Origin of the sequence: Caulobacter sp. ErkDOM-C, assembly GCF_048541825.1 — a bacterium.
Lineage (GTDB): Bacteria > Pseudomonadota > Alphaproteobacteria > Caulobacterales > Caulobacteraceae > Caulobacter.
This window is the reverse complement of the sequence record NZ_CP183332.1, coordinates 947,925-971,912: the sequence shown is the minus strand read 5'-3', so window position 1 is coordinate 971,912 and position 23,988 is coordinate 947,925. Positions and strand designations below refer to the sequence as shown.

At 64.4% G+C, this 23,988-nt stretch carries 25 protein-coding genes and 1 tRNA gene; 13 read left to right on the top strand and 13 right to left on the bottom strand.

Annotated elements, in window-relative coordinates; all coding sequences use genetic code 11:
- The first annotated feature begins 1,032 nt into the window (after positions 1–1,032).
- Complete coding sequence (locus ACN2C8_RS04605; RefSeq protein WP_419254659.1) at positions 1,033–1,638, top strand: beta/gamma crystallin-related protein; 606 nt, start codon at positions 1,033–1,035, stop codon at positions 1,636–1,638.
- A 97-nt stretch (positions 1,639–1,735) separates the two neighbouring features.
- On the opposite strand, the gene ACN2C8_RS04600 is transcribed toward ACN2C8_RS04605, so the two are convergent.
- A complete protein-coding gene (locus ACN2C8_RS04600; protein ID WP_419254658.1) occupies positions 1,736–1,891 on the bottom strand; it encodes a hypothetical protein in 156 nt (51 codons plus the stop codon).
- Positions 1,892–2,156: 265 nt separating this feature from the next.
- Here ACN2C8_RS04600 and ACN2C8_RS04595 point away from each other — a divergent pair, with 265 nt between their 5' ends.
- From ACN2C8_RS04595 to ACN2C8_RS04580, 4 genes are all read left to right on the top strand, one after another.
- Positions 2,157–2,540, top strand: coding sequence for a DUF983 domain-containing protein (locus ACN2C8_RS04595; RefSeq protein WP_419254657.1), 384 nt, complete (start codon positions 2,157–2,159; stop codon positions 2,538–2,540).
- Between the two features lie 103 nt (positions 2,541–2,643).
- On the top strand, positions 2,644–2,799 hold the full coding sequence (locus tag ACN2C8_RS04590) for a DUF3309 family protein (RefSeq protein WP_099446944.1): 156 nt from the start codon (positions 2,644–2,646) through the stop codon (positions 2,797–2,799).
- 86 nt (positions 2,800–2,885) lie between these two features.
- Positions 2,886–4,187 (top strand): MFS transporter, encoded by a 1,302-nt coding sequence (locus ACN2C8_RS04585; RefSeq protein ID WP_419254656.1) that lies wholly within the window; start codon positions 2,886–2,888, stop codon positions 4,185–4,187.
- A 39-nt stretch (positions 4,188–4,226) separates the two neighbouring features.
- Positions 4,227–4,976 carry a DUF599 domain-containing protein gene (locus ACN2C8_RS04580; RefSeq protein WP_419254655.1) on the top strand — a complete coding sequence of 250 codons (750 nt, stop codon included), beginning with the start codon at positions 4,227–4,229 and terminating at the stop codon, positions 4,974–4,976.
- A gap of 100 nt (positions 4,977–5,076) precedes the next feature.
- Here ACN2C8_RS04580 and ACN2C8_RS04575 read toward each other — a convergent pair whose 3' ends face one another.
- Together ACN2C8_RS04575 and msrA are read right to left on the bottom strand one after the other, a co-directional pair.
- Positions 5,077–5,427 carry an MmcQ/YjbR family DNA-binding protein gene (locus tag ACN2C8_RS04575; RefSeq protein WP_419254654.1) on the bottom strand — a complete coding sequence of 117 codons (351 nt, stop codon included), beginning with the start codon at positions 5,425–5,427 and terminating at the stop codon, positions 5,077–5,079.
- A complete protein-coding gene (msrA, locus tag ACN2C8_RS04570; RefSeq protein WP_419254653.1) occupies positions 5,424–6,077 on the bottom strand; it encodes a peptide-methionine (S)-S-oxide reductase MsrA in 654 nt (217 codons plus the stop codon). The genes ACN2C8_RS04575 and msrA overlap by 4 nt, the downstream gene beginning before the upstream one ends.
- 152 nt (positions 6,078–6,229) lie before the next feature.
- Here msrA and ACN2C8_RS04565 point away from each other — a divergent pair.
- The 4 genes from ACN2C8_RS04565 (at position 6,230) to ACN2C8_RS04550 (ending at position 11,689) form a co-directional block, all read left to right on the top strand.
- A tRNA-Ser gene (locus tag ACN2C8_RS04565) sits at positions 6,230–6,319 on the top strand.
- A 1,350-nt stretch (positions 6,320–7,669) separates the two neighbouring features.
- Positions 7,670–9,271, top strand: a complete 1,602-nt coding sequence (locus ACN2C8_RS04560; protein WP_419254652.1) for a DUF4331 domain-containing protein — start codon at positions 7,670–7,672, stop codon at positions 9,269–9,271.
- Between the two features lie 10 nt (positions 9,272–9,281).
- Positions 9,282–9,533 carry a hypothetical protein gene (locus tag ACN2C8_RS04555; RefSeq protein ID WP_419254651.1) on the top strand — a complete coding sequence of 84 codons (252 nt, stop codon included), beginning with the start codon at positions 9,282–9,284 and terminating at the stop codon, positions 9,531–9,533.
- A gap of 59 nt (positions 9,534–9,592) precedes the next feature.
- Positions 9,593–11,689 (top strand): TonB-dependent receptor, encoded by a 2,097-nt coding sequence (locus ACN2C8_RS04550; protein WP_419254650.1) that lies wholly within the window; start codon positions 9,593–9,595, stop codon positions 11,687–11,689.
- Between the two features lie 102 nt (positions 11,690–11,791).
- Here the strand turns inward: ACN2C8_RS04550 and virB11 are convergent, their stop codons facing one another.
- From virB11 to ACN2C8_RS04500, 10 genes are all read right to left on the bottom strand, one after another.
- Entirely contained in the window at positions 11,792–12,778 is a 987-nt protein-coding gene (gene virB11 / locus ACN2C8_RS04545; RefSeq protein ID WP_419254649.1) for a P-type DNA transfer ATPase VirB11, read from the bottom strand.
- Positions 12,775–13,788, bottom strand: coding sequence for a TrbI/VirB10 family protein (locus ACN2C8_RS04540; RefSeq protein ID WP_419254648.1), 1,014 nt, complete (start codon positions 13,786–13,788; stop codon positions 12,775–12,777). The genes virB11 and ACN2C8_RS04540 overlap by 4 nt, the downstream gene beginning before the upstream one ends.
- Before the next feature lie 119 nt (positions 13,789–13,907).
- Positions 13,908–14,690, bottom strand: coding sequence for a TrbG/VirB9 family P-type conjugative transfer protein (locus ACN2C8_RS04535; protein WP_419254647.1), 783 nt, complete (start codon positions 14,688–14,690; stop codon positions 13,908–13,910).
- Positions 14,687–15,421, bottom strand: coding sequence for a virB8 family protein (locus ACN2C8_RS04530; protein WP_419254646.1), 735 nt, complete (start codon positions 15,419–15,421; stop codon positions 14,687–14,689). Before ACN2C8_RS04530 ends, ACN2C8_RS04535 begins: the two co-directional genes overlap by 4 nt.
- Positions 15,418–16,428: a type IV secretion system protein gene (locus ACN2C8_RS04525; RefSeq protein WP_419254645.1), complete on the bottom strand. Its 1,011-nt coding sequence runs from the start codon at positions 16,426–16,428 to the stop codon at positions 15,418–15,420. The genes ACN2C8_RS04530 and ACN2C8_RS04525 overlap by 4 nt, the downstream gene beginning before the upstream one ends.
- Before the next feature lie 149 nt (positions 16,429–16,577).
- Positions 16,578–18,959: a VirB4 family type IV secretion/conjugal transfer ATPase gene (locus ACN2C8_RS04520; RefSeq protein ID WP_419254644.1), complete on the bottom strand. Its 2,382-nt coding sequence runs from the start codon at positions 18,957–18,959 to the stop codon at positions 16,578–16,580.
- Positions 18,960–18,964: 5 nt separating this feature from the next.
- The gene (locus tag ACN2C8_RS04515) at positions 18,965–19,249 is read right to left on the bottom strand and encodes a type IV secretion system protein VirB3 (RefSeq protein WP_419254643.1); all 285 of its coding nucleotides are present in this window, start codon (positions 19,247–19,249) and stop codon (positions 18,965–18,967) included.
- Between the two features lie 2 nt (positions 19,250–19,251).
- Positions 19,252–19,578 carry a TrbC/VirB2 family protein gene (locus ACN2C8_RS04510; RefSeq protein WP_419254642.1) on the bottom strand — a complete coding sequence of 109 codons (327 nt, stop codon included), beginning with the start codon at positions 19,576–19,578 and terminating at the stop codon, positions 19,252–19,254.
- A gap of 6 nt (positions 19,579–19,584) precedes the next feature.
- Entirely contained in the window at positions 19,585–20,199 is a 615-nt protein-coding gene (locus ACN2C8_RS04505) for a lytic transglycosylase domain-containing protein (RefSeq protein WP_419254641.1), read from the bottom strand.
- 124 nt (positions 20,200–20,323) lie between these two features.
- Complete coding sequence (locus tag ACN2C8_RS04500; RefSeq protein ID WP_419254640.1) at positions 20,324–21,160, bottom strand: DUF4198 domain-containing protein; 837 nt, start codon at positions 21,158–21,160, stop codon at positions 20,324–20,326.
- Between the two features lie 113 nt (positions 21,161–21,273).
- On the opposite strand from ACN2C8_RS04500, the gene ACN2C8_RS04495 reads away from it, so the two are divergent.
- From ACN2C8_RS04495 to ACN2C8_RS04480, 4 genes are all read left to right on the top strand, one after another.
- Complete coding sequence (locus tag ACN2C8_RS04495) at positions 21,274–21,930, top strand: HupE/UreJ family protein (protein ID WP_419254639.1); 657 nt, start codon at positions 21,274–21,276, stop codon at positions 21,928–21,930.
- 29 nt (positions 21,931–21,959) lie between these two features.
- Positions 21,960–22,409, top strand: a complete 450-nt coding sequence (locus tag ACN2C8_RS04490; protein WP_419254638.1) for a hypothetical protein — start codon at positions 21,960–21,962, stop codon at positions 22,407–22,409.
- 126 nt (positions 22,410–22,535) lie between these two features.
- Positions 22,536–23,066, top strand: a complete 531-nt coding sequence (locus ACN2C8_RS04485) for a cupin domain-containing protein (protein ID WP_419254637.1) — start codon at positions 22,536–22,538, stop codon at positions 23,064–23,066.
- Positions 23,067–23,362: 296 nt separating this feature from the next.
- Positions 23,363–23,962 (top strand): RNA polymerase sigma factor, encoded by a 600-nt coding sequence (locus ACN2C8_RS04480; protein ID WP_419254636.1) that lies wholly within the window; start codon positions 23,363–23,365, stop codon positions 23,960–23,962.
- Positions 23,963–23,988 lie beyond the last annotated feature (26 nt).

The following is a 23,988-nucleotide window of genomic DNA, read 5'->3' as shown; positions in this document are numbered from 1 at the left end:
GCGTCGCAGAGCGGACCCGCCGGATTTCTGCAACGGGTCGGGTGCAGAAATGAGGTCCGCGCCTGAAACCGGACCTTGGGCGCGCATTCCGGAAAGCGGACGCCCCCGCGTCCCGCTCATCCTTAAACCTCCTGGAGGCTGCAGCGTGCCGGTCTGTCCAGGTTGGTCAAGGCCCGCCTCCGGCGGCCGCGTCGCGGCGGCCCGCAGGGCCGGCCTTGAGCAACCTGGACAGACCGGCGATCGTCTCGCCGTGAGATTTAAGGAGGGCTCCCTTCGGCGCGAAGGGGGGCGCGCTACCAAGTCCTCCCCCCGAAGGGGGAGGCGGCCGGAGGCCGGTGGGGGAAGACCGCAATGAGTCAGCAGTGACTTCCCCCTCCGTCGGCCCGAAGGGGCCGACACCTCCCCCTTCAGGGGGAGGACTTGTGGGGATAGACCGCCCTCAATCCCCGCGATCTCCCAAGCAAACCCCAGCCAGATCAACCGGTTGTAAAAAACCTGATCGCGCCCGTCAGACGCGCTGAAACCTGCCGCATAATCATCTCACCTCGTCGCGAGGAAAGGGCGCAAGGCCAGCGACCATTGCGGCGGCGGGGGGTAATCGAGCGGGGCTAGGGTCGAGGGGGATACTCGACCGGTCCGGGGATCCTGGCGTTGCAGGACCCGCCCGCCGTCGGCGTGGTTGAAGGCAAAAGGGCGTGTCTGGCTGAAAGCCCGTCCTCTTCGATCGCCGGAGCGTGCTGGAAACGGCGCGGTCCGGGTCCCGGTAAGGCCTTAAGAGGGCCACCCGACGGGAGGCTGACGGAAAACGGTCACGCGGAGCGGACGGCTTCGTCGAAACGGTATTCTCTATCCAATCATCCGGACGTGGTCCGGACGCTCCGCGACCCTTTCCATCAACCCGGCGGTTTCCGCGCGAGGTCGCGAAGTCGCGCCCGCCGAGGCCTTGCCAGCAACGCCCGTCTGGCGTTCAGCTAGGGTTCAGCCGCAAGGCCTAGCTTGGCGTCACAAAGTTCAAAGCGTGGGGAATCCGCAATGCGCAAGACCATCAGCCTGATCGCCTTTGGCGTCGCCTCCTGCATCGGCGCGGCCGCCCAGGCCCAGGCGCCCAGCTGGAATGGGCCGTACCAGGAGCCGCCGCGCGGCTCCTATGTGCAGAGCTGCCGCGAGATCACGACCTTCAGTGGCAACGTCTATGCGCGCTGCCAGACGAAGGACGGCCGCTGGGCCTGGACCGGCGCCCATCTGCGCGACTGCAACAATCAAGGCCTGGCCAATGCCGGCGACGGCCGGCTGATCTGCCAGAGCCTGGTCGGCGGCGGTGGTGGCGGCGGTGGCGGCTTCCCCGGCGGTGGCGGCGGCGGACGCCCGGGCGGTGGCGGCAACCCCTATCGCGCCGACGCGGTGCTGTTCGAGCACGCCGGCTATGAAGGGAACGCCTATGAAGTACGCGGCGACATGCCAGACCTGACGGCCATCAAGTTCAACGACGTCGCCTCGTCGATCAAGGTGATGCGCGGCGAATGGCAGGTCTGCGAGAATACCAACTATGAGGGCCGCTGCTGGACCCTGACGCGCGACGAGGGCCTGCTGGGCCGCGAGCTGAACGACAAGATCAGCTCGATCCGCCGGGTTCGCTAGAGACCCTGATCCGGACGCGCCGCTCTTGATGGGCGGCGCGCGCCGGGGCTAGGGTCGCGCGGTCAGCGACACCGTGTGCGAGGTCTGGACCTGGGCGTCAGGCGTCTTCTTCGCGCGATGTCTCGATGGCGATCGCCTGTTTTTCGTGCGGCGCGATCTCCTGGTCGGTCGCCCTTCGCGCCGCCTGCTCGGCACGGGAAGCGGCGGGCGGGTGATCGTTCTGCGGCAGCGTGGGAGAGGCATCTTCCGGCATCAGCGGTCTGGCTCCGTTTCAAGCGCGCAGTGGGAACGTGCGGCCATCACTTAGGTTGCCGCCGGACGCTCGAAATCCCCCGACACCGGCACTCTGGCCAACGGCTTGGACAGTTGAAATGCCGATCTCGTCAATTTTGTTCAGATCGTGTTAGGAACTGGACGATAGCGATACTTGTTAATGTCGATATTCAACGCCAGTTAACTAAGCGATGCGTCGCTAGGTCACCCTTTAAACCTGCGCGCAATGGGTCCATATTGTGGACATGTCGAGCACAACCGCCCCCAGCTTACTGACCGGCCTCAAGCGAGGCCTCCTGCACCGCTGCCCCAACTGTGGCGAGGGACATCTGTACACGCGCTATCTGAAAGTGGATCCCGAGTGCGAAGTCTGTGATCACCACCTGGCCGAATATCCCGCCGATGACGGCCCGGCCTATTTCACCATCCTGATCATCGGCCACCTGTTTGTGGCCCCGCTGCTGCTGTTTCCGTTCATCTGGAAGGCCCCGGTGGGGCTGGTCCTGCCACTGACAGTGCTGCCTCTGGCCGCCCTGACCCTGGTGTTGCTGCCGCGCGTCAAGGGCGCGGTGATCGGCGCCCTGTGGGCCATAAAGCTGCGCAAGGCCCAGGACACGCCGGGCGACTGAGCACGACCTTCACCGGAACCGACAAGCGGCGCCATACATTCCGTCTCCCGACACCGCGACCCGGCGCTGAAGCCGATGGTCGCGGCAAAACGGGAGAACGGACATGCTCGGCACGATCCTCATCATCATCCTGATCCTGGCCCTGATCGGCGCCCTGCCGACCTGGGGCCACAGCAAGTCCTGGGGCTATTTCCCCAGCGGCGGCCTGGGCCTGATCCTGGTGATCCTGATCATCCTGGTCCTGATGGGACGACTCTAGCGCTTTGGCCGGATGCCGCCGCACAGCGGTTGGCGTCCGGCCCGGGCTTCGCCTAAGCTCCCCGCAACGCTGGGGGGAATCTGGGCATGACGACGCAAGCCGCCGGGACACCGATGAGTCCCATGACCAGGGCTCGCGCCATCCTCGGCGGGTCGGCCGGTAATCTGGTCGAATGGTACGACTGGTTCGCCTACGCCGCCTTCTCGATCTATTTCGCCAAGGTCTTCTTCCCGGACGGCGACCAGACCGCCCAGTTCATGAAGACCGCCGCCGTGTTCGCCGTGGGCTTTCTGGCCCGTCCGGTCGGGGCCTGGCTGATGGGCCTGTATGCCGACCGCGCCGGCCGCCGCGCCGCCCTGACCCTGGCCGTGGGCCTGATGAGCCTGGGCTCGCTGATCATCGCCATCACCCCTGGCTTCGACCAGATCGGCGCCGCCGCCCCCGCCATCCTGCTGGCCGCCCGCGTGCTGCAAGGCCTGTCGGTCGGCGGCGAATACGGCGCCAGCGCCACCTATATGAGCGAGATGGCCGGCAAGAAGCGCCGCGGCTTCTGGTCCAGCTTCCAGTATGTGACCCTGATCATGGGCCAGCTGGTCGCCGCCCTGGTGCTGGTGATCCTGCAAAACACGCTGGAGCCTGCGGAACTTTCCGCCTGGGGCTGGCGCATCCCGTTCTTCATCGGCGCCGCCCTGGCGGTGGTCGTCTTCTGGATCCGCAGCGGGCTGGAGGAGTCCCAATCCTACACCAACGCCAAGGCTGCGGGCGCGCCCAAGGCCAACACCCTGGCGATGTTCACCCAGCATCCGCGCGAAGCCCTTGCGATCATCGGCCTGACGGCCGCCGGCTCCTTGGCCTTCTACGCCTACACGACCTACATGCTGAAGTTCCTGACCAACACGACTGGCTTCTCCAAGGAGGTGGCCGGAGCCGTGAACCTGGCCACGCTGGTGGGCTTCATGCTGATCCAGCCGCTGTTTGGCTGGATGTCCGACCGGCTGGGGCGGCGACGGATGCTGGTCTTCGCCTTCTCGGTCGGGGCGGTGATCGCCTGGCCGATCTTCACCCTGGTGGCCGGCGCGACCGACCCGGTGGTGGCCTTTCTGCTGATCTTCGCGGCGCTGGTGGTGCAGTCGGCCTATACGTCGATCAGCGCGGTGGTGAAGGCCGAGCTGTTCCCCACCCATGTCCGGGCCCTGGGCGTCGCCCTGCCGTACGCCATCGGCAATGCGGTGTTCGGCGGCACGGCCGAGTTCGTCGCCCTGTGGTTCAAGAGCATCGGCCTGGAGAGCGGCTTCTACATCTATCTGGCGGCCATGATGGCGATGGGCGCGGTGATTGCCCTGGCCCTGCGCGACAGCGGCAAGCACAGCCGAATTCTTGAGGACTGAGTTCTTTCGTCGAATCCGCTCCAGCCATAGACTCCCGTCATGCCGATCATCGACATCGCCGCCCTCGCCCTCTTCGCCTTCAGCTGGCTGTTCTATGAGCCCTTGCTCAAGCGCTTGGGCGAAAGCGGCAACCTGATCAACACCGACATGACGGTGATCCGGCGGCGCTGGATGCAGGAGATGGCGGTGCGCGAAATCGCCCTGCTGGATGGCCAACTTCTGGGCCACGCGATCAACTCGGCGTCGTTCTTCGCCTCGTCCAACCTGATCCTGATCGCCGCTGCCGCCGGCGTGCTGTTCGGCGGCGACGGTGCGTTCAAGAGCATAGAGGGCCTGGCCGTGCTGGCCCCAGCCTCACAAATGATGTTCGAGTTGAAGCTGGGTCTGGTGCTGATCGCCCTGGCGCGCGGCCTGCTCGACTTCATCTGGGCCATCCGCCAGATGAACTATTGCCTGGCCGCCATCGGGGCCACGCCGATGTGGGCCTCCCCCTCGACCCTGTCTGAATATGCCGAGGCCACCGGCGGCATCCTCAATCCGGCCCTGTCGGCCTTCAACGCCGGGGTGCGCGGCTACTATTTCGCCTTGGCCGGCGCCGCCTGGCTTCTGGGCCCCTACGCCTTCATCGCCGCGACCCTGGGCGCCCTGCTGCTACTGGTCTGGCGCCAGCGCCGCAGCCAGGCCTCATCGGCGGTGCGCAAGGTGAGACAGATCCTGGAACGTCAGCCGGTGGTGCACGGCCCACATCTGAAACACGCCGAGAAAGACCCGCCGGTCGATACGATCTAGAGCATTTTCCGACGAAGTGGACGCCGGTTCGTCGTTAGAAAATGCGCCAAAAATAGAAGCCTAGAGAATTTCACCTATCCAAGAGGATCGGTGAAATTCTCTAGGCCAGGCCCAGTTCGGCCCGGACCGTCTTCGTCAGCTTGGCCGCGACCAGGCCGTGGGCGGATTTCAGCCAGTCCTCGACTTCGGCATCGTCCAGCGCGCCGAGGTCGTGGAACTTGACCCATTTGGCGCGGGCCAGATACGGGGCCGGGATCGCCCGACCGGTCTCGATCAGAACCTCGAAGGCAACGTCGGAGACCTTGAACGACACGCCGCCCTGCGCGACCGCGTTGCCGATCACCGCAAACATCTTGCCGCCAACCTTGTAGACCTGATCGGAGCCCCAGGGCCTGTCCATGGTGACGGCCGGCAGGGCCCGGCAGGCGGCGTCGAAGGCACCCGGACTCAAGCCTCGACGCCCACACCGATCGGGCAGGTCACGCCGGTGCCGCCGATGCCGCAATAGCCGCCAGGGTTCTTGGCCAGGTACTGCTGATGATAGTCCTCGGCGAAATAGAACGGCCCGGCGGCGGCGATCTCGGTGGTGATCGCCCCAAGACCCTTGCCGGCCAGGGCCTGGCCATAGGTTTCCTTCGACGCTGCGGCGGCGGCGGCCTGGGCGTCGCTCATCACATAGATACCCGAGCGATACTGGGTGCCGATGTCGTTGCCCTGGCGCATGCCCTGGGTAGGATCATGGTTCTCCCAGAAGGTCTTGAGCAGGGTCTCGTAGCTGACCGCCTTGGGATCAAACACCACCAGCACCACCTCGGTGTGACCGGTGCCGCCGCTGCAGACCTCCTGATAGGTCGGGTTTGGGGTGACCCCCGCGCCGTAGCCGGCGGCGGTGATATACACGCCAGGGACCTTCCAGAAGATCCGCTCGACGCCCCAGAAGCAGCCCATGGCGAACACGGCCGTCTCCATCCCGTCGGGATAGGGGCCCTTCAGCGCATGGCCATTGATGAAATGGGTCTGCGCGGTCGGGATCGCCGCCTCGCGGCCCGGCAGGGCGCTGTCGACGGTGGGCAGATCCAGGGACTTCTTGGCGAACAGCATGGCGGGGCCTCGGCGGGAAAGGGTCTCAACCGATATATGTGCTCCCGTCCCACATTTCATCCCTCATGAGCGCTTGCCCCGGAAAGCCCCATGAGTATATTGCGCCCCTTCCTGCGAAGGGGGGCCTCAACCGCTCCCGATTCCGTGCGCATGGTGAGGTGGCCGAGTGGTTGATGGCGCACGCTTGGAAAGCGTGTTTAGGTGAAAGCCTAACGAGGGTTCGAATCCCTCTCTCACCGCCACGCACCCCCGCGAATTACCTCGCGCAACAGGACAGTTCCCTAAGTCTGGGTTTTCGCGCGGCTATTGCCGCGGAAAGCCATTCGTTCACGCGCAAATGCAACACGAAGTCGGGCAACGACCTGCCAGATAGGCCCCCGCCGACGTCGGAACTGAGCATGGCCCGCGTGCGATCAATTCCCGAAAATGGCGAGCTGAGCCTCGTTAAAGTGGCGTCGGTCGCCAAGGCCTTTCCGTCGCCAGGGGCGCGCTGACGTTGGCTGGGAACTTCAGTCTGAATAGGCCTCGGCGAACAAATTTCTTTTGCCTGCATCCCTGACCTCACAGTGCCCGTAGTCGCAAGGAACGTCCGCCTCCCCCAAGGGAGCGCCGGTCGCGCGATCGTCAGCGGCGGGTCACCCCCCACCCAGCATCTGCCGCCCGCCGCGCGATTTCTCCCGAGGCGGACGGGGCTAGGTTCGCGTGCGGCGCTCCGGACCTGGCCTCAACACGTCACCGGGAGCGCGATCATGAGCAAGACAGGAGACAGATCGCGCCAGCGCCACTTGGGGCGACGCGTCGTGATCACAGCAGCTGTCCTCCTGGCCCACCTGACTGCAGGCGCTTGGCTGGCTCTTGCGCCCGCGCCAATGCCTGGGATGGAGAGCCCGGAGGCCTCGGCCATAAACCTGTCCCTGGCGAACCTCGCCCCGGCTGACGCGGACTCGTCGCAGCCAAGCCCGTCGGGCAAAACGTCGAGGCGCGCCCTGCAAAGTCAATCCTCGCCGGCGCCGCCCGCCAGTCCCATGCCCCCAGAGGATGGCCCAGAGTCTCCGGTAGCCGACCCCGCTGATGACGACACCGCCAGCGTCAGCGCCCGTCCCTGGATCATCGGCGTAGACGAGCCTTGCGACATGGTCAGCGGCGTCGAGGCCCGAATGCAGGCCGACCCGGCGGTGTTGAAGGCCCTTAGCGCATTGCCCCCCGACGCACGCTCCGTCGCCAATGCCGTGATGCTTTGGGACGGGGCGTGGACGCTTGGCCCCTCGTCCTCTGCAGCCCGAGTAGCGCTCGATCAAGGGCTTGGGCGGGCATTGAACGGAGCGCCACCAGGCTGCCTTGACGCTCAAGTGCTTGGGCCTCGACTTGTCACGTTGCGCGACGCGCGTGGGGCGACCTTGCTCGTGATCGGATCGGGCGAATGGCGCTGGTCGCAACTGAGCGCTGTCGGCCTGCCGGCCCAGTGGGCCGTGAAATAAATTCTACAGCCCGGCATCTGGAATGGGTCGTGCCTCGATATCCAGTACGAGCGACGGTCGGTCCTGGTTTCCCCTAACGACTGCTCCTCAGCATGACATGCAGCGAGGAAAATCATGAAAAACAAGCTCTTATCAGGGGTGGCCACGACCGCCGCACTGCTAGGCATTCTGGGCGCCACGCCCAGCTTGGCCTCAAGCCACCGTGAGGCGCCGGGTATTACCAAGTCACCCAAGGTCGACGGCACCGACTTCTACATGTTCCGCAGCTACGAGCCGGGTCGCGAAGGGTTCGTGACTTTCATCGCCAACTACCAGCCACTGCAGTCGCCTTACGGCGGCCCCAATTACTTCACGATGGATCCGGACGCAGTCTATGAGATCCACGTCGACAACGACGGCGACGCCAACGAAAATCTGACGTTCCAGTTCAAGTTCAACAACACCCTTCTGAACGACAAAGGCGTCCAGCTGACCATCGGCGACAAGACCCTTCCGATTGCGCTGCGTGCGGTCGGCCCGGTCAAGGCCCCGGGCGACGCCACGCTCGGCGAAAGCGAAGCCTACAGCTTGACTGTGATCAGCGGCGACCGTCGCTCGGGCACTAAAGTCACGGCCACAAATGGCACGACCGGCGCATCCACCTTCGCCAAGCCGCTCGACAATGTTGGCCTCAAGACGATCAGCAACTACCCCACCTACGCCAAGCAGTTCGTTCAACCGGTGAACCTCAACCTGCCCGGCTGCTCGACGCCTGGCCGCGTCTTCGTGGGTCAGCGCGCTGAGGCCTTCGCCGTGAACCTGGGCGAGGTCTTCGATCTCGTGAACCTGGTGCCGATCGAGGGCGACAGTGCGGCCGGAGCCAAGGACGGCAAGGGCTTCCCAGGCGGCATCACCCAGGACCGCAATGCCCATGACGATCTGATTGGAAAGGCCAACGTCACCTCCATCACGCTGGAAGTGCCGATCTCGTGTCTGACCGGCTCGGGCAACGGCGTCATCGGCGCCTGGTCGACGGGCAGCTTGCCCCAGGCGCGCCTTCTGGACCCTCAGCCCACCTACAAGGCCCCGGCCCTGCAGGGCGGCGCCTATGTGCAGGTCTCGCGCCTGTCCCATCCCCTGGTCAACGAGCTGGTCATTGGCCTGCCGGACAAGGACCGCTTCAACGGTTCCAAGCCCAATGGCGACGGCCAGTTTGCTGACTACGTGACCAATCCGACCATCCCGGCGATCCTGGACGTCCTGTTCCGCGCGCCGGTAAACGCCACGCTTGGCACGAGCTTCACCAACCTCGCCCCAACCAATCTGCCGCGCAAGGATCTGGTGGCGACCTTCCTGACGGGCATTGCAGGCGTCAACCAGATGAAGGCGGTGACGGCCTCCGAGATGATGCGCCTGAACACCGGGATCAATCCCACGCCCCGCGCCTCGCAGAGCCCGTTCGGCGTAGCCGGCGATGACTTGGCCGGTTATCCGAACGGTCGCCGCCCTGGCGACGACGTGGTCGACATTACGGTGCGCGTCGCCATGGGCCGGCTCTGCCACCCTGTGCCGGTCAACGGCAAGTCGACCGACCTCGGCATCTGCAAGCCGGGCGACGCCGTGACAGGGCAGGTGCCGTTTACCGATGGCGCGCCCCTGAGCGCCATGGATGTTCAGAACGCCTTCCCTTACCTCAACGATCCGATCCCGGGCTCGCCCGGCACCGCGCACAAGTAGGGGGCGGGCCATGCGAGCAATCATCCTGCGCCGCGGCGCGATCGTCGCCGCCTTGGCTGTCGCCGCCAGCGGGCTAACCGCCTGCGGCGGCGGTGGCGGTAGCACGATCATCACACCACCCCCGCCTCCGAAGCTGGAAGACGGTTTCGGCTCGGGCTTTGGCGCTCTCTTTCGCGCCGCGCCCAACAGCGAACCGGGCAAACCCCAGGCAAGCGACATCAAGGCCGTGGACCCCACAGCCACCCCCGTCGCTCTGAAATAGGCGCCTATGCTCCCGGACAGCCTCGCTGTCCGGGAGTACTTTTTGGACGGAGAACCTTGATGACATCGCAAGCTGCGGCCTTGGCTGCCCTGGCCATCGGCCTGTCGCTAACTTCTGAGGCCAAGGCCCTGGACCTGCCCATCCAGCCGGCCGCCGATCCGGCGCTGGAGCTCGCGAAACCGGCTCCGACTGGCGTCAGTTCGGTGACCGTCATCGGCCGTCGCAGGAACCTGGTGGGCGAAGCGATCTCCGCATCCGAAGGCTCAGTGGGCCAGGTGGAGATCGCTGCCAGGCCATTGCTGCGCACGGGCGATCTGCTCGAGTTCGTGCCGGGGCTGATCGCGACCCAGCACTCGGGAAGCGGCAAGGCCAACCAATATTTCCTGCGCGGATTCAATCTGGATCACGGCACAGATTTCGGCACGTCGGTCGATGCGATGCCGGTCAACATGCGCACCCATGGCCATGGGCAAGGCTACACGGATCTCAACTTCCTGATCCCCGAGACGGTAGAAGAACTGACCTATCGCAAGGGTGTCTACTACGCCGATGTCGGCGATTTCTCCTCGGCTGGATCAGTCCGGTTTCATCTTGCCGAAACCGTGCCGCAGGGTGTGGCCGAGATCACGGTAGGAGAATACGGCTATCGACGAGGCGTCGTCGCCGACTCCGCCAAGGTTGGTCCAGGCGACCTTCTCTACGGCCTTGAGGTTCAATCGCTGAAGGGGCCATGGACGGATATCAATGAAGACGTTCAAAAGGTCAGCGGGCTGCTCAAATACAGCGGCGGCATTGGCGGCGGCCGCGCTCATCTGACGCTCATGGGCTACGACAATAGCTGGAACTCACCCGACCAAATTCCTCAGCGCGCTGTTCAAGAGGGGCAGATCTCGGAGTTCGGATCGATCGACAAGACGGTCGGCGGCGATGCGTCTCGCTACAGTCTGTCAGGCGGCTGGAACGGGCCGGCCTTGGGCGGACAATTAAACGCCCAAGCCTACGTGATCTCATCCAAGCTCGACCTGTTTTCCAACTTCACCTACTTGCTCGACGATCCCGTCCACGGCGACCAATTCGAACAGGTCGATGATCGTCGCATCTACGGATTGGAAATCTCCCAGCAATGGGACCACGGCGCCAATCGCTGGCGGATCGGGGCCGACGGCCGGTATGACGACATTCAGCAGGTTGGTCTTTTCCACGCCCAAGCCCGTCAGCGCCTCGATCCGGTTCGCGATGACCGGGTAAGAGAGGGAAGCATTGGCCTCTTCGCAGCCAATGAGCACCGCTTCAACGCTACGCTGCGTAGCTATGTCGGCGTGCGCTACGATCACTACGACTTCGATGTGGATTCCAAAAGTTTAGCAGCCAACTCGGGCAATACCGAGGACGGCAAAGCTTCGATCAAGGCTAGCCTGGTGTACAAGCCAAGCACACCGGTGGAACTTTATGTCAGCTATGGTCAGGGTTTTCATTCCAACGATGCGCGTGGGACCACAATCACGGTTGATCCCGTTAGCGGCGATCCGGCCGAACCCGTCACACCGCTGGTGCGTTCGGTCGGCGGCGAAGTCGGCGCGCGACTCTTTTTGAACGATCAACTGCAAGCCACCGCAGCGGTCTGGACGCTGAGACTGGACTCAGAGCTGCTGTTTGTCGGCGATGCTGGCAACACGGAAGTCAGCCGGCCCAGCCGTCGCGAGGGCGTGGAGCTGGGGCTCTACTATTTTCCCAGCAAGGCTGTCAGCGCCAATCTTGAGGTGTCCTATTCGGATGCCAAATTCCGCGATAGCGACCCGGCAGGCGACAAGGTTCCAGGTTCAATCCCGCTGGTGATCAGCGCAGGCGTATCGGGCAAGTCGCAGTCAGGCTGGCTGGCCAGTGCTCAGGTTCGCTACTTTGGTCGCTATCCCCTTATTGAGGACGCAAGCGTCAAGTCCGAGGGCTCTGCGCTGGTCAACCTCCGCGTCGGCCGCGACTTCCGGCGCGTCGGCCTTTATCTCGACGTCCTCAATGCGCTCAACAGTAACGACCATGATGTCGATTACTATTATGCTTCCCGACTAGCCGGCGAACCGCCGGAAGGCGTCGAAGATGTGCACTATCATGTCTTCCAACCTCGCAGCGTGCGGGCGAGTCTTCGCTATAACTTCTAGGCGGCGTCACCGACCGGCACGTCCACCCGCTCGAGCCCCGCTCGATGCGCGTGGGCGTGAAGCGGCTCGATTGAGACTGTAACGATCGTCTCGACATAGCGGTTAGGCCGCCAGGATCGGCCTTGGCCTGAACTCGACCCTGGTGACGCGACGGCGGCCCTCAACACGGGCCAGCTGGACGGCCACCTCTACGACGCTGTGGACGTACTCGATGATTTCCGCCCGGCCCAAATTCGCGCCGGACTGCATCACCATCAAAGCGATCTGGTCGAGCGCGGCGGCGGGGGTATCGGCGTGCACAGTGGTGAGTGAGCCCGGGTGCCCTGAATTGACGGCGCGCAGAAAGCTGAAGGCTTCGGCGCCGCGCAGTTCGCCCAGAATGATTCGGTCGGGCCGTAGCCGCAGCGAGGCCTGAAGAAGATCTTCCGCCTTGATGCGCGCCTCTCCCTGCCCGCCACGTGGCGCCAGGAGGCCAACCACGTTGGGTTGCGCGCAACGGACCTCGGGCGCGTCCTCGATGAGGATCAGGCGCTCATCGCTGGGGATTTCCTCGGCCAAGGCGTTGAGAAAGGTGGTTTTGCCGCTCGACGTGCCGCCGGAGATGACGATGTTCTTGCGCGCCCGAACCGCCCTTTTAAGGAAGGTGGTGACTTCGCCCGCGTCGAGCAGAGCCTGCAGATCTGCATCCTCATCCTGGCTGGACAGGGTTACGGCGCTATCGAGGTTGAAGTCCTCCAACCGCATGTTGCGCACGGCAGGCTTTCGGATGGCGATCGCCATGTCGCCGCGCGTAGCCGGCGGCGCGACGACCTGGACACGCTCTCCACTGGGCAAGGCGGCAGCCAATAGCGGATGCTCTCGGCTGACACCCTGATCGGCTGCGGCGGCGACCTGGGTCGCAAGCCGCCAGAGACACGGCGCGTCCAGCTCCGGAACGATGTGAAGACGCAGGCCCTCCCCTAGGCGCTCGACCCAGACTTCGCCGGGGCGATTGACCAGGATGTCGGTGACATCAGGCGCGGCGAGCCAGGGCGCCAAGGGTTTCAAATAGGCGTCGAGATAGACCTCGCCCTTGGCTCGGACGTTCATTGCGAGAGATCCGGAACCGCAGAGAAGTCCAGATCCTTGGCCACGAAGATGCGGACCGGTGCGCCCTGCGCCACCTTGATGGTTGGCGACAGCGCCGTCGGTCGCGCCGCAGCGGTCCCAAGACTGATCGCGTCCTGAGTGGAACCGATGATGATCTGGGAACCGCCCTGATTGGATAGACCCGTCACAGCGGCATTGATGACCGACAGGAGGATGGAGCCACCGAACGCCTCAAAGAAATGGCGGTCTACCTTACCCTCAAGGCCCGCACGTCCCAGAGGGTCGGCGCCAGGCGAGCCGATCTGGATCGCCGCGCCGTCGGGTCGCACGATCCTGGTCCAAATCACGAAGGCGCGCGTCTGCCCCTGAGCAACGGCGCTACGGTACTGCCCGATGGCCCGGCTTCCGCGCGGAATAACCACGCGGGACCCGTCAAAGCTTCTTACATCCTGGCTCACGACCGCGCGGGCGAACCCGGGCAGATCGGAGTTCAACGCAGTCTCCAGCACCGCTGGGATGGTCGCACCCTGAGGCACGACGAATTGCGGATGAACGATCAAACTCGCCTTGGCCACGTCGGCTTGGCCACCGCCGACACGCTCTGCGAACTGCTCGTCAGCATTGAGGCCGTTGGTCGAAGCCTTGGCGGCGAGCGCCGCGCCCGAGGTCGCCGCAGCGCCTGGCTGAGCGCCAGACGGGCCGGCGCTGAAGTCGACCACCAGCGCCGGAGCGCGTCGGTGCTCGAGATCCGGCCCCAACGCGCCTGCACTTGCAAAATTGGCGTTCGGCGCTGGAAAGGCCAGGGCGGTGGCGTTGAAAGGCGGTGGTGCGAAGTCGGTCACCGACGCTGGAATCGGCGGCGGCTCACGAGAGGCCCGCTGCAGCGCCGCGAGCTCGGGCGGCGCCTCGGCGCTGATCGGCGCCTGGATCGGACCGCGCCCGACCGGCGCAGTCGTCTTGGTCCCCTGGCGATGCGTCGACATGGCGATGAAAACCACAGCCCCGGCCAAGACCGCCGCCCCCACGGTCAAGGGCCCCGCTAGACCTCTGGGCGCACGCGCGACGTTCGGTCGAAGGTCGTCGGCGGCGCCGAGCTCGACCCCAACGTCCGGCATCGGCGGTGTCGGGTTCATGGCTTGCCTCCAGAAGGCTTGAGGCTGCCCTGATGAGGCTTGGGTGCATCCGGTTCTGAAGCCGGCGGCGCCCAGGCGTCATTGATGAGAGTCGTTACCGCTTGACCGTTGCGAAGCACGAAGCGGCGCGCGACCTGCTCCACTATGAAGTATCCGTTTCGTACTGTGTAATTTACGAGACTTTCGGCGCCATCATTGTTGAGAAGAAAGATCGCCGGCGTCTCCGACGCTTGCGGCCATCGGAAATAGGTGAAGTGGCCATCGTCAAAGACAAGGGCCGGCAAGGCTTCGCGCGCGCCCAGATAAGTATAGGCGATGTTCTTGCGAACGGGCTCGATCTCGGCGGGCCGCGCGGCGGCCGGCTTCTGGATGTCCTGCGCTGGGTAGATAAAGCGCACCACATAGGTGATCGCGTCAGCCTTCAGTCCTGCCGCGGCGGCGGCCGTCAATCGAAAGACATAGCGGCGCTGATCGGTCACCACGGTCATGTTGGTGGCCGCCACGGCGGTGATCGGCTTTATAAACAGCAGATTAGCCCGCTTGTTGGGCGTGATCTGCCAACCCAGGCCATCGCCGATCGAGACGTTCTCGATCCGCTCGTCCGGCGCGAACTCCAGCATCACTTGATAGTCGAACACCGCCTTTAACTCGACGACTTGATCGGCGTCATAGGCAAGCGTTCGTATGCGCGCATCGCGCACGCCCGGCTGAGGCGTTTGGGCCGCGAGGCATGGGTCCGCGCAGGTCAACAGCAAGGCCACAAGGAGCGCGCGCTTCATGGGATAACGTTCCCCATGCTGTCGAAGCGGGCCGTTCCGGCGCCGACGGCCTCCGCGTCGCGACGATAGGTCAGAACCTGAAAGCCCAGGGGGTTGGTCGCTCTATCGGCCATCCGCATCGGCGCGCCGCTGTAGCGATAGGTCAGCACTGCGCTCCAGGCGCGCCGCTCACCGACATCGGCTCCCGCGTCACGTCGCACCGTGTCGAAGCGCACGATCGCGCTGCTTGGCGAGAGAGGCGAGACGCTCTTGATCACCGTGCTCACCACCGTCGACGACGGATAGGTTTTCAAGGGACTGTCTGGATTGGCCCGGTTCAAACTCTGCTGGTACTGCGCCCGCGCTTGGCCCGACGACCAGAGGGTGACCTTTCGATATCGATCGAGGATGTCGGCCATATCGACGGTCTCTCGCGCCATCACGTACTGCATGGCGAAAGACTCCGTCAGAGCCTGGTTTTGGGTCAGGGCGTCCGGTCGCAAGCCGCGCAAGGTTTCGGCATATCCCGTCTGCCGATCGACCAGGACGGTGTAGGGCTCAACCGTCTTCAGCGGGGTCAGCCCCGCCAAGGCGATCGCTTCCAATACGGCCACAGCCGCCGCAGCGCCCGCGATGATCTGCGCGCGTCGTCGAGATGTCCTCAACGTAGCCAGATCATCGATGGCCCAACTGGCGTCCTGCCCGCGCACCAGGGGATCGTGCTTACCGAAAGGGTGCACAAAAGGCTTCATTGCGATGGTCCTTGCATCGAACGTACGGTCTTGGGCGCCATCGAACGCCGTCCGGAGGTTTGTTGTCGCGGGCCATCCCAGCCCGGCCCGGCAGGCTCTCTGGCCCCGCGCGGGCGAACGTCTGCGGCGCGCGGCGCGCCTTGACCAAGGATCCGCAGTTCCTCGCGGCGATCCTGGGTGGCGACAATGCTGCTGAGCTGATCGGCGCGCGAGGGCGGGATCGCCGGCGATGCGACGTACACGCTGGGGTTCGAGCTGGCCGCCGCCTGGGTCGTCGCGCGTTGCGGCAGCCGCAGGCCGGTGGCGATCAAACCGCTGGCGATGATTGCGCCCAGGACCACGCCGCTGAACACCATCACGATGACCAGCGTGAAGTAGACAGGAGGCAAGGCGAACTGCTTCTTGGCGATCGTCTCGGCGAGCCCCGCCAAGGCCGGCTCCAGCATCGCAAGATTCACCGACAGGAGAAGGCTCACCGCCAGGGGCACGATCGCGAAGGCCAGGCAGGCGCGGAGCCAACCTTCGGTCAGCCCGCGCGTGGCGTCGAACAGAAACAGTGCGATGAACAGCGGCCCGAGAGCCAGCAGCACGCCAAGCACGATTTTCGCCGCCAGCAATACGCCGACACTGGACAGGATCAGCACCATAGCCGCCAGATTGAGCAGCAGCGCTCCAAATCCAGCTCCCCCGACGAGCGGTGAAACCTGGCTGGGCGATTGCGCACCATAGGCGGCCGCGGCGTTGGTCAGGCTTTCAAAGGCTTCCTGCAGCCGGCTGACCATGGCCTGCGTCGAGGCGCCTTCATCGGCCGCAGCGCGCAGATAGCTCGCCAGCTGTTCTGGCCCCTGAAACAACAGGTGATAGACGACCTGCTGATACACATTCCACTGCGTAGCGAGCGCCAGCACCGCGCCCAACTTGACCACGTTGATCGTGACGTCGTTCAGGCGCAAGCCGCCCTGCCCCAGCATGAGCCGGAACCCGATGAGCGCGACATAGATGGTCAACAGGCTTGTCAGGACAGCCGTGAGCCCCCCAGAGGCGGGGAAGATGGCGTTGTAGCCGCTCTCCACCAGCCGTTGGACATGGCAGTCCGCCGCCTCCAGGAGGCTTGGGGCCAGGGGCGCATCGGGCGCGGGCGTGGGGCAGGCCGCAATCACAGGAACGTTCCCGTCAAATGGCTCAGCCAGGCTTCGGGCGCGTCCCCGTAGGTGGCCCGCAACTCGTCAAGGCGGCGAACACTGGACTCTCGCCCCGACAGCAGGATCAAGGCTTCCGGCAGACTGGAGAGATTCAGCCTCGCCACGACACTGTCCTTGCCGTGCTTGATCAGAAAGCAACGGGAAGTGTCTGGCAGGCTACGGACCAGTTCAAGCTCGTAGAGCGTCAGCCCAAAGCCACCGCAATAGTCAGCCTCCTGAGCCTTGGGGTTGACCATGAAGATCTGGGTCGCCGACTGCTCGATGATGGCGCTGGAGATCTTGCTCGACAGAGCATCCTGCGCGCTCTGGGTACAGAAACCCAAGATCGCGTTGCGCTTTCGAATGGTCTTTTCCCAGTCGCGAATGCGGTGGACGAAGACATCGTCGTCCAGCGCCTTCCAGCCCTCATCGACCACGATGATGGTCGGCTCGCCGTCGAGGCGCTGCTCGACTTGATGGAAGAGGTACATCATGGCCGGCGTCCGGGCGATCGGATCGTCCAGGATCTGGGTCATGTCGAAGCCGAGCGTGCGGATGCTGGGATCCAGCGCGTCTTCAGCGTTGTCAAAGAGCCACGCGTAGTCGCCGTCCCCATGCCAAGGCGCCAGGCGCTGCGCCAGGTCACCGGACGTGGGGCGGCTCGTCCCTCTGAACAGCTGGGCGAAGTATCTGAGGCGACGAAAGGCGGGCGGCTGACCGAAGTTGGCGTCGACCGCATCGGCGATACGGGCAAGATCAGCCGCCTCCGGCGTTCCAGAACCCATGACCAGCTTGGCCGTCCAATCACAGAGAAAGCGGCGGTTGGCGGGCGTGTCTTCCAGCAGCAGCGGATTCAGCCCCGTCGGGCGACCGGGACGCAGGATGTCGTAGCGGCCGCCGATCGCGCGCAGGAAGATTTCCGCACCGCGGTCCTTGTCGAAATAGATCGTGCGCGGCGAGATCTTCTGGGCCTGGGCCAATAGGAAGCCCAGGACCACAGTCTTGCCGGCGCCGGAGGGACCGATGACCGTGAAATTGCCCAGGTCACCCCGATGGAAGTTGAAATAGTAGGGGCCGGCGGAGGTGGTCTCCAGAAGCGTGATGGCGTCGCCCCAATGGTTTCCACTCGCCTGGCCGACCGGGAAATTGTGGCAACTGGCAAGACCGGCGAAGTTGGCCGTGGAGATCAACGATCGCCGCGCGATGTATTTGAAATTCCCGGGGAACTGAGCCCAGAAGGCGGGCTCCAGGTTCACGTCCTCGCGCACGGCGATCGCACCGATCTCGGTGAACGCCGCCTGGACGTCGGCAACGACCTGGCCCAGGGCAGCGCGGTCTTCATGCTTGACCATCACGGTCAGATGATGCTCGCCAAAGGCCGTGCGTCCGGCCGCGACCTCATCCTTGGCGAGCGTCAGGTCGGCCCGCAGGCTTAAAGCCTCGTCGTCAGCCGCCCGCATCCGCCGAAGCGCCAGATTCATGCGTTCAAGTGTCGCCTGCCGATCGACGAAGGCGAAGCTCTCGGTCAGCACCATCTCGCAGGGCTGACGGAGCAGATCGTCCAGGACACCGGGCGCGGTGTGCAGCGGGTAATCCTTGATCGAAATCAGCGCGCCGTAGCGCGAGGTCTTGTTGGCGCTCCCTCCAAGCTCCAGGGTGTCCGCGCCGAAGCTGACTCGTCGCTCCGGCACATGGAGGCCAAGGTCCCCGCCGGGAAGTTGCATAGGCCGCGCATCGCCGTTGTAGAGCAGCGACAGGAACTCAAGTGGCTCCGAGCAAAGGCCAAAGCGTTGCTCATACAGCGTCAGCACCCTGGCTCCGTATGGCTCGAGGGCCGACAGGAGCAGTTCGCGGCCGGCGTCGAGGTCGATCTTGTCGCGAGCGCGCTGGCCGGCGTCATTCTGGGCTTGAACAGCCTCGGCCAGACCGAGAATCCTGCCCGCCAGACCGCCCGTCATCTGACTGGGCCGGATGATGAGGGTCAGGAAAAGTTCATTGACGTAAAGCTTGCGGGACTGGAGCCGTGCGCGCCACGCCTCATCCAGGAACCGACACACAGGGTCGTCGAAGTCTCCGCCCATCTGGGGGGAGACTTCCCGACGGACAATATGGTGGTAGAGCGCGAAGCGCGGGTTTGCGAGCCCACGGAGCATCGTGTCGCGGACAGTCTTGCGGTAGTTCAACTCGTCCGCGTCGGCTGTCTCGAACGGCAACCCCCGCAGGTGAAGAACCTGCATCAGCCGACCGTCGCGAAGCACAACCGTCGTGTCGTCCAGATGGCGCGCATAGGGCAAGCGCGCGCCGGCTGGCTCTTCACGAGCGGGGCTTGGACGATGCGGTGCGCGAAAACGGGCCAATTGGGTCACGCCCCGTAGGAGTTGCAGCGCCAGAAGCGCTCATTGCGAACCGGCGGGCAAAGGCGGGCCCGAACCAGCCACATGTCAAAGAGGCGAGGCTCGCGGCGGCAAGCCACATAGCCGACGCCATGCAGTACGACCGCGGCGATCAGCGCCCAGAAACTCTTGCTGATCAGAAACAGCTCGACCGTCACCACAGCGTTGAGGATGAAGTAGCTGTAGGTCACGCCGGCGAACATCTGGGGCCGCGTCAGCGCTGTGAAGACCGGGTCGCGCATGAGTTGGGCCATACTCAACCCATCCCGGCTGCGGACTTGACGCCCGCAACGATCGCGGCGGCGCCAAAGACGATGAAGCAGCCCAGGATCACTGTGCCGCCTCTTCGCCAGTCGATCCGGCCGGTCAACATCATCAGGCCCGTCGCGCCCACGGCGATGACAGCCAGCGAGGTGGCGACATTGCCCAGCAGGGTGCCCTGCAACCATCCGACGGCATTGAAGATCACGCCGGAGCCGGCTGGATCCATCGCCGCGCTCTGGGCGTGAGCGGCCGGAGCCAGACCCATTGAAGCGGCTGCGACAACAGCAAATCGATAGAGCTTGAAAGGCAGAAATTTCATGATCGATCACTCCAGATCAAGGGGCGGGTGGCGCGCCAGGTTGCTCAACACCGCAACGACATAGCGCCGGGTCTCGCGGTAAGGGGGGACCCCGCCGTAGCGGTCTACAGCGCCAGGTCCGGCGTTGTAGGCGGCAAGGGCCAGGGTAAGATTACCGTCATAGCGGCGGAGCAGGCCGCCAAGGTAGCGCGCGCCGCCGAGCAGATTCTGGTCGACGTCGTATGGGTCCACGCCCAGTGCCCGTGCGGTGGCCGGCATCAGTTGCATGACCCCAATCGCCCCGACGGGCGAGATTGCGTCGGCGCGAAAGCCCGATTCCTGGCGCGCCACGGCTTCAACGAGCCGTGGGCTGACGCCGGCGGCGAGCGCGGCCGACTGAATCCGCGCGGAAGGCACGATGCCGCCCAAAGCCCGCACAGGGCGTGACTGAGCAAGCTCTCGCCCACCCGTTTCGTCGAACACCATCGGGCCGGAATAGGTTGTTACCTGCCCGGCTTGGCCGATCTCCAGGACTTGAGCCTGAGCGGTAGAGGCGACCACCACCCCTGCGACGAAACAGACAACGATCCGGACAACCGGCGGCGGGCTTGGCTCGCCCGCCCAAGATCGGGCGTATGACATCAAGGTCCCCGGAGGCTAGACCCCTGAACTGAGGTCATTCGCCTTCACCTACGCCCGGCCCTGTCTGACGGATGCATCCGCGTCCGACGGCTTGCATATTTTCACTGCCGACGGTGTCTGCCCCTCATGGCTTGGCGGGCCCGGCCGGATAACCGAAGGTGAGGCTGGAGAACGTCGTCTCGAAATCCGCCCGGGCGTCGCCCGGCGTCGGCTTTGTCCAAATGACGTTGATCAGCCAAGTGCCACGACGCGGCACCTGAAAGACGGCGCGACCATTCTTGTCGGTCTGGCGAACAGCCAGGGGACGATTGTCGAAGTCCAGATTGGTGAGTTTGACCGTAGCGCCGGCGAGAGGCCTTCCTTCGAAAATGACCCGAACAGGCAACGCCTCGTTTGCAGGCAGCGTATAGGGGTTACGTTCGGGGACGATTTCGAGGTTGAGGCCCACTGGGGTCGTGACCAGGATGTCCGGACCCGGCTGATCCCCAACGCGCACCAACGCCTTGGCGCGGCGGCTATAGTATTCTCGGCCCGGCTTGTCGGTCTGCGCATGGGCGTCTCGCCACTTCAGCGCCGGCGCGAGCCCCTCCTCGCGCGCATAGTCGTTGAACCGCAGGGCAGGCAAATCGCTAAAGGTCGGCGTGGTTTGAAGCGCCAGGACATGCACGCCGGACGTCTTGAAGATCAGACGCGTTTCCTCGCCCGTCGGCCCCGAGCGGAGTTCTCTGCGTCGATCAGTATCGCCTGCGCCGCTGCGAGACCGGAAAAGCAAGACCCGCCCCAGATCAATGGGCCAGGCCTGCCTCGAAGGGCCATGGCCGACCTGAATGGACATAGGAACGGCCCCGCCAGGAGCGACCCAGAAGTCTCGGGGCTGGAGCCAGTAGTCATGGGCGCCGGCGACGGTGGGCGCGAGGCTCAGTATCGCGACGAGGGCCAGAGCTCGGGCCTTTCGCAGCATGGAAAATCTCATCGTAAAGGGCTCACAGCACCAATTGAAAGCCTCTTAAATATCTATTTTTAAAGAACAATTCAATTACATTAACTTTCTGTAATGACGCATCCAGGCGCTCGATGCAGACCGTATTGGATCCGAATGCGCACCCTCTGGAGGTTCCAATCGTGTGGTCTCAAAAACTCTCACGCACGGCGATCACGAGCCTGTCCATCACGGTTCTCCTGATCGCAGGACCCGCGAGCGCCCATGACGGAACCGGCCTTGCTGGTGGCTTCAGCGCGGGCTTCCTCCACCCCTTGGCGGGCTTTGATCATATGCTGGCCATGGTCGCCGTCGGCCTTTGGGGCGCCTTTCTTGGCCGCCCGCTGGTGGCGGCCCTTCCAGTCATCTTCCCAAGCCTCATGGCATTTGGAGCGCTCCTCGGCATGGCAGGCGCCTCGCTGCCACCCGTCGAGATCGGGATTGCCCTTTCGGTTCTGTTGCTGGGCTTGGCGATCACGTTTCGTCTCAAGCCGCCGACCTGGGCAGCCTGCCTGGTCGTGGCGATGTTTGGCTTGTTTCACGGTTACGCCCACGGACTAGAGCTCCCCTCAGCCGCAGATCCTGTCGGCTACAGCGCGGGCTTTGTCCTTTCGACGGGCCTTTTGCATGTCTGCGGCATCGCTCTGGGCGTCCTGAAGGAGTATCGCTTGGGGGCAAGGATCATGACGGGCACGGGGGGACTGATCGCCGCGAGCGGCGCCTTCTTCATCGTACAGGCGGTAGGCTCATGAGAGGGGGTGCGCTCCCTCCGGCTTTGCTCATGGCCGCTCTTGCGGTGGCGCTTTCGTTCGCGCCCCGTCGACAGGCCCTGATCGCGATCGCGCTTTGCCTTGGTCTATCCGCCCTGCTCTGCACCGTGAGACTACCGAGCGCCTGGACCGAGGCGATCTTCCTAGGCGGATGGCTCAGCATCACCCTGACCGCCGCTCTGGTCCATTGGCCCCACGGCATTGGCGGCAGGCTGGCCCTCGTTGCCGGAGTCAATGCGGGTGTCTGGAGCGGATTGCTGATCGGACTGGCGGGCCGGCCGCTGGACCTTGTTTTCGCCGCCACGGGTCTTCTCATCATTCTTCCGGGAGCGTGGATGGTTTCGCAGGGCAAGGCGATCATCCCAAAGGTCGCGGCCAGTTGGCTTATGACGATCGCTGTGCTGGCGGCGGTGTTGCCGCTGATCCCCACACCCGGATACACACCAGATCACATGAATTGACGCAGAGGAGCGTCAAATTCATAATGTCAGGCTGCGACGCGCGCTCAGGGCATCCCAAAAGTCCCGGTTGTGTGAAGGACTTGGGCCCAGACGGCCTGGGGTTGGCAGTTAGGAGGCGTTGACGTCATGAGTTTTTCGACGAGCAATACCACCGACCTCGCGCAGGGCGCTTTCGATGAAAAGGCGGCCCGGGCGCGTATCAAGGATTCTGCAGCTTTCCAGATGTCAGCCGATCAGTGGAGCGAGGGCGTAGCGGCGCTTGGCTTGCCCGACGATTCGCCCGCCCCGACAGGGCTCTGGGCCAAGCTGGACGCCCAGATTGACGCGTTGACGCCCCCCCACCACGGCACCCTCACCGTTCGCGCTGACGATGGCGCGTGGGAAGATCTCTATCCAGGCGTGACAAAGCGTCAACTCTACGCTGATCCAGGCCAGGGCTGGCGAGCTGTCATGATCCGCATGGCGCCGGGCGCAACCTTTCCTGCCCACGCCCATGCCGGCGTCGAGGAATGCCTGGTTCTGGAGGGTGAGTTCGAGTTTGATGACGTTACAGTGCGGCAGGGCGACTTCCATCTTGCCTTCCCGGATCGCGATCATCCTGAGATCTTCAGCCGATCCGGGGCGCTGCTTTACATTCGAAGCGTGATTGCTGCCTAGGCCACCAGCTACCCTAGGACGCCGCCAGGCCCTGACGACGGCCCTCCCCCTTTCAGCGCGCATGGATCGCCCGGCCGGGCTGCGGCGAGAGAGCGGTTATGGGGCGCCTGCGGAAGGTAGCCCGCCAGCAGACGATGTTTGGCCGCCGCGGCGCATCCTTCGGGGCGCGGCGGACGTAGTCTCAAAGTGGAATGAGCTATCGCATTTTGGTTGAACAGCCCCGGTCATGATGTCGTCCGTCGTGGCTCCACAGGCGCCATTCGATCTGCGCCAAACGCCATCGGAAGGGGTGACCTGTGAGCGAACTTTCCACGCTTTCGAACGACGGAGACCCCGATTCCGCCGGCGCGGCAGCCCAGCCGTCGCCGGACGACCCACAGGTTGAACTTGCGATCCTCCTGATGCGGGTGTCGCAGGGGGATCGCGCCGCCTTCAAGACGTTCTATGACAACACCAACAGCCGTCTGATGGGCCTTGCCGTGCGGATCCTGTCGCGCCGCGACGCCGCAGAGGACGTCGTACAGGAAGCCTATGTCCGGGTATGGCTCCATGCGGGGAAATACGATCCTTTGCGGGGCGCGCCGATGCCATGGATCTGGAAGATCCTGCGCAATGCTTTGATCGATCGGCTTCGCCGCGACCGCGCGCTGCACGAGGATCTGGACGACTATGTCGACCGCCTGCCCACGCCTGAGCCCCCGACGGCGGCGCGCCTCGACCTCACTGCGGGCCTGACGAAACTTGGGCCCAGCAAGGCCAGGGTTTTGGGCCTCGCCTTCGTCGAGGGGCATACGCATGAGGAGATTGCGGACGACCTAAATATTCCCCTGGGCACGCTGAAGTCCCAGATCCGCCGTAGCCTCGAGCAACTGCGACGGCACCTGGACGACGACTAGACGGCCCCGGCGGCTCCCCCTGGGCG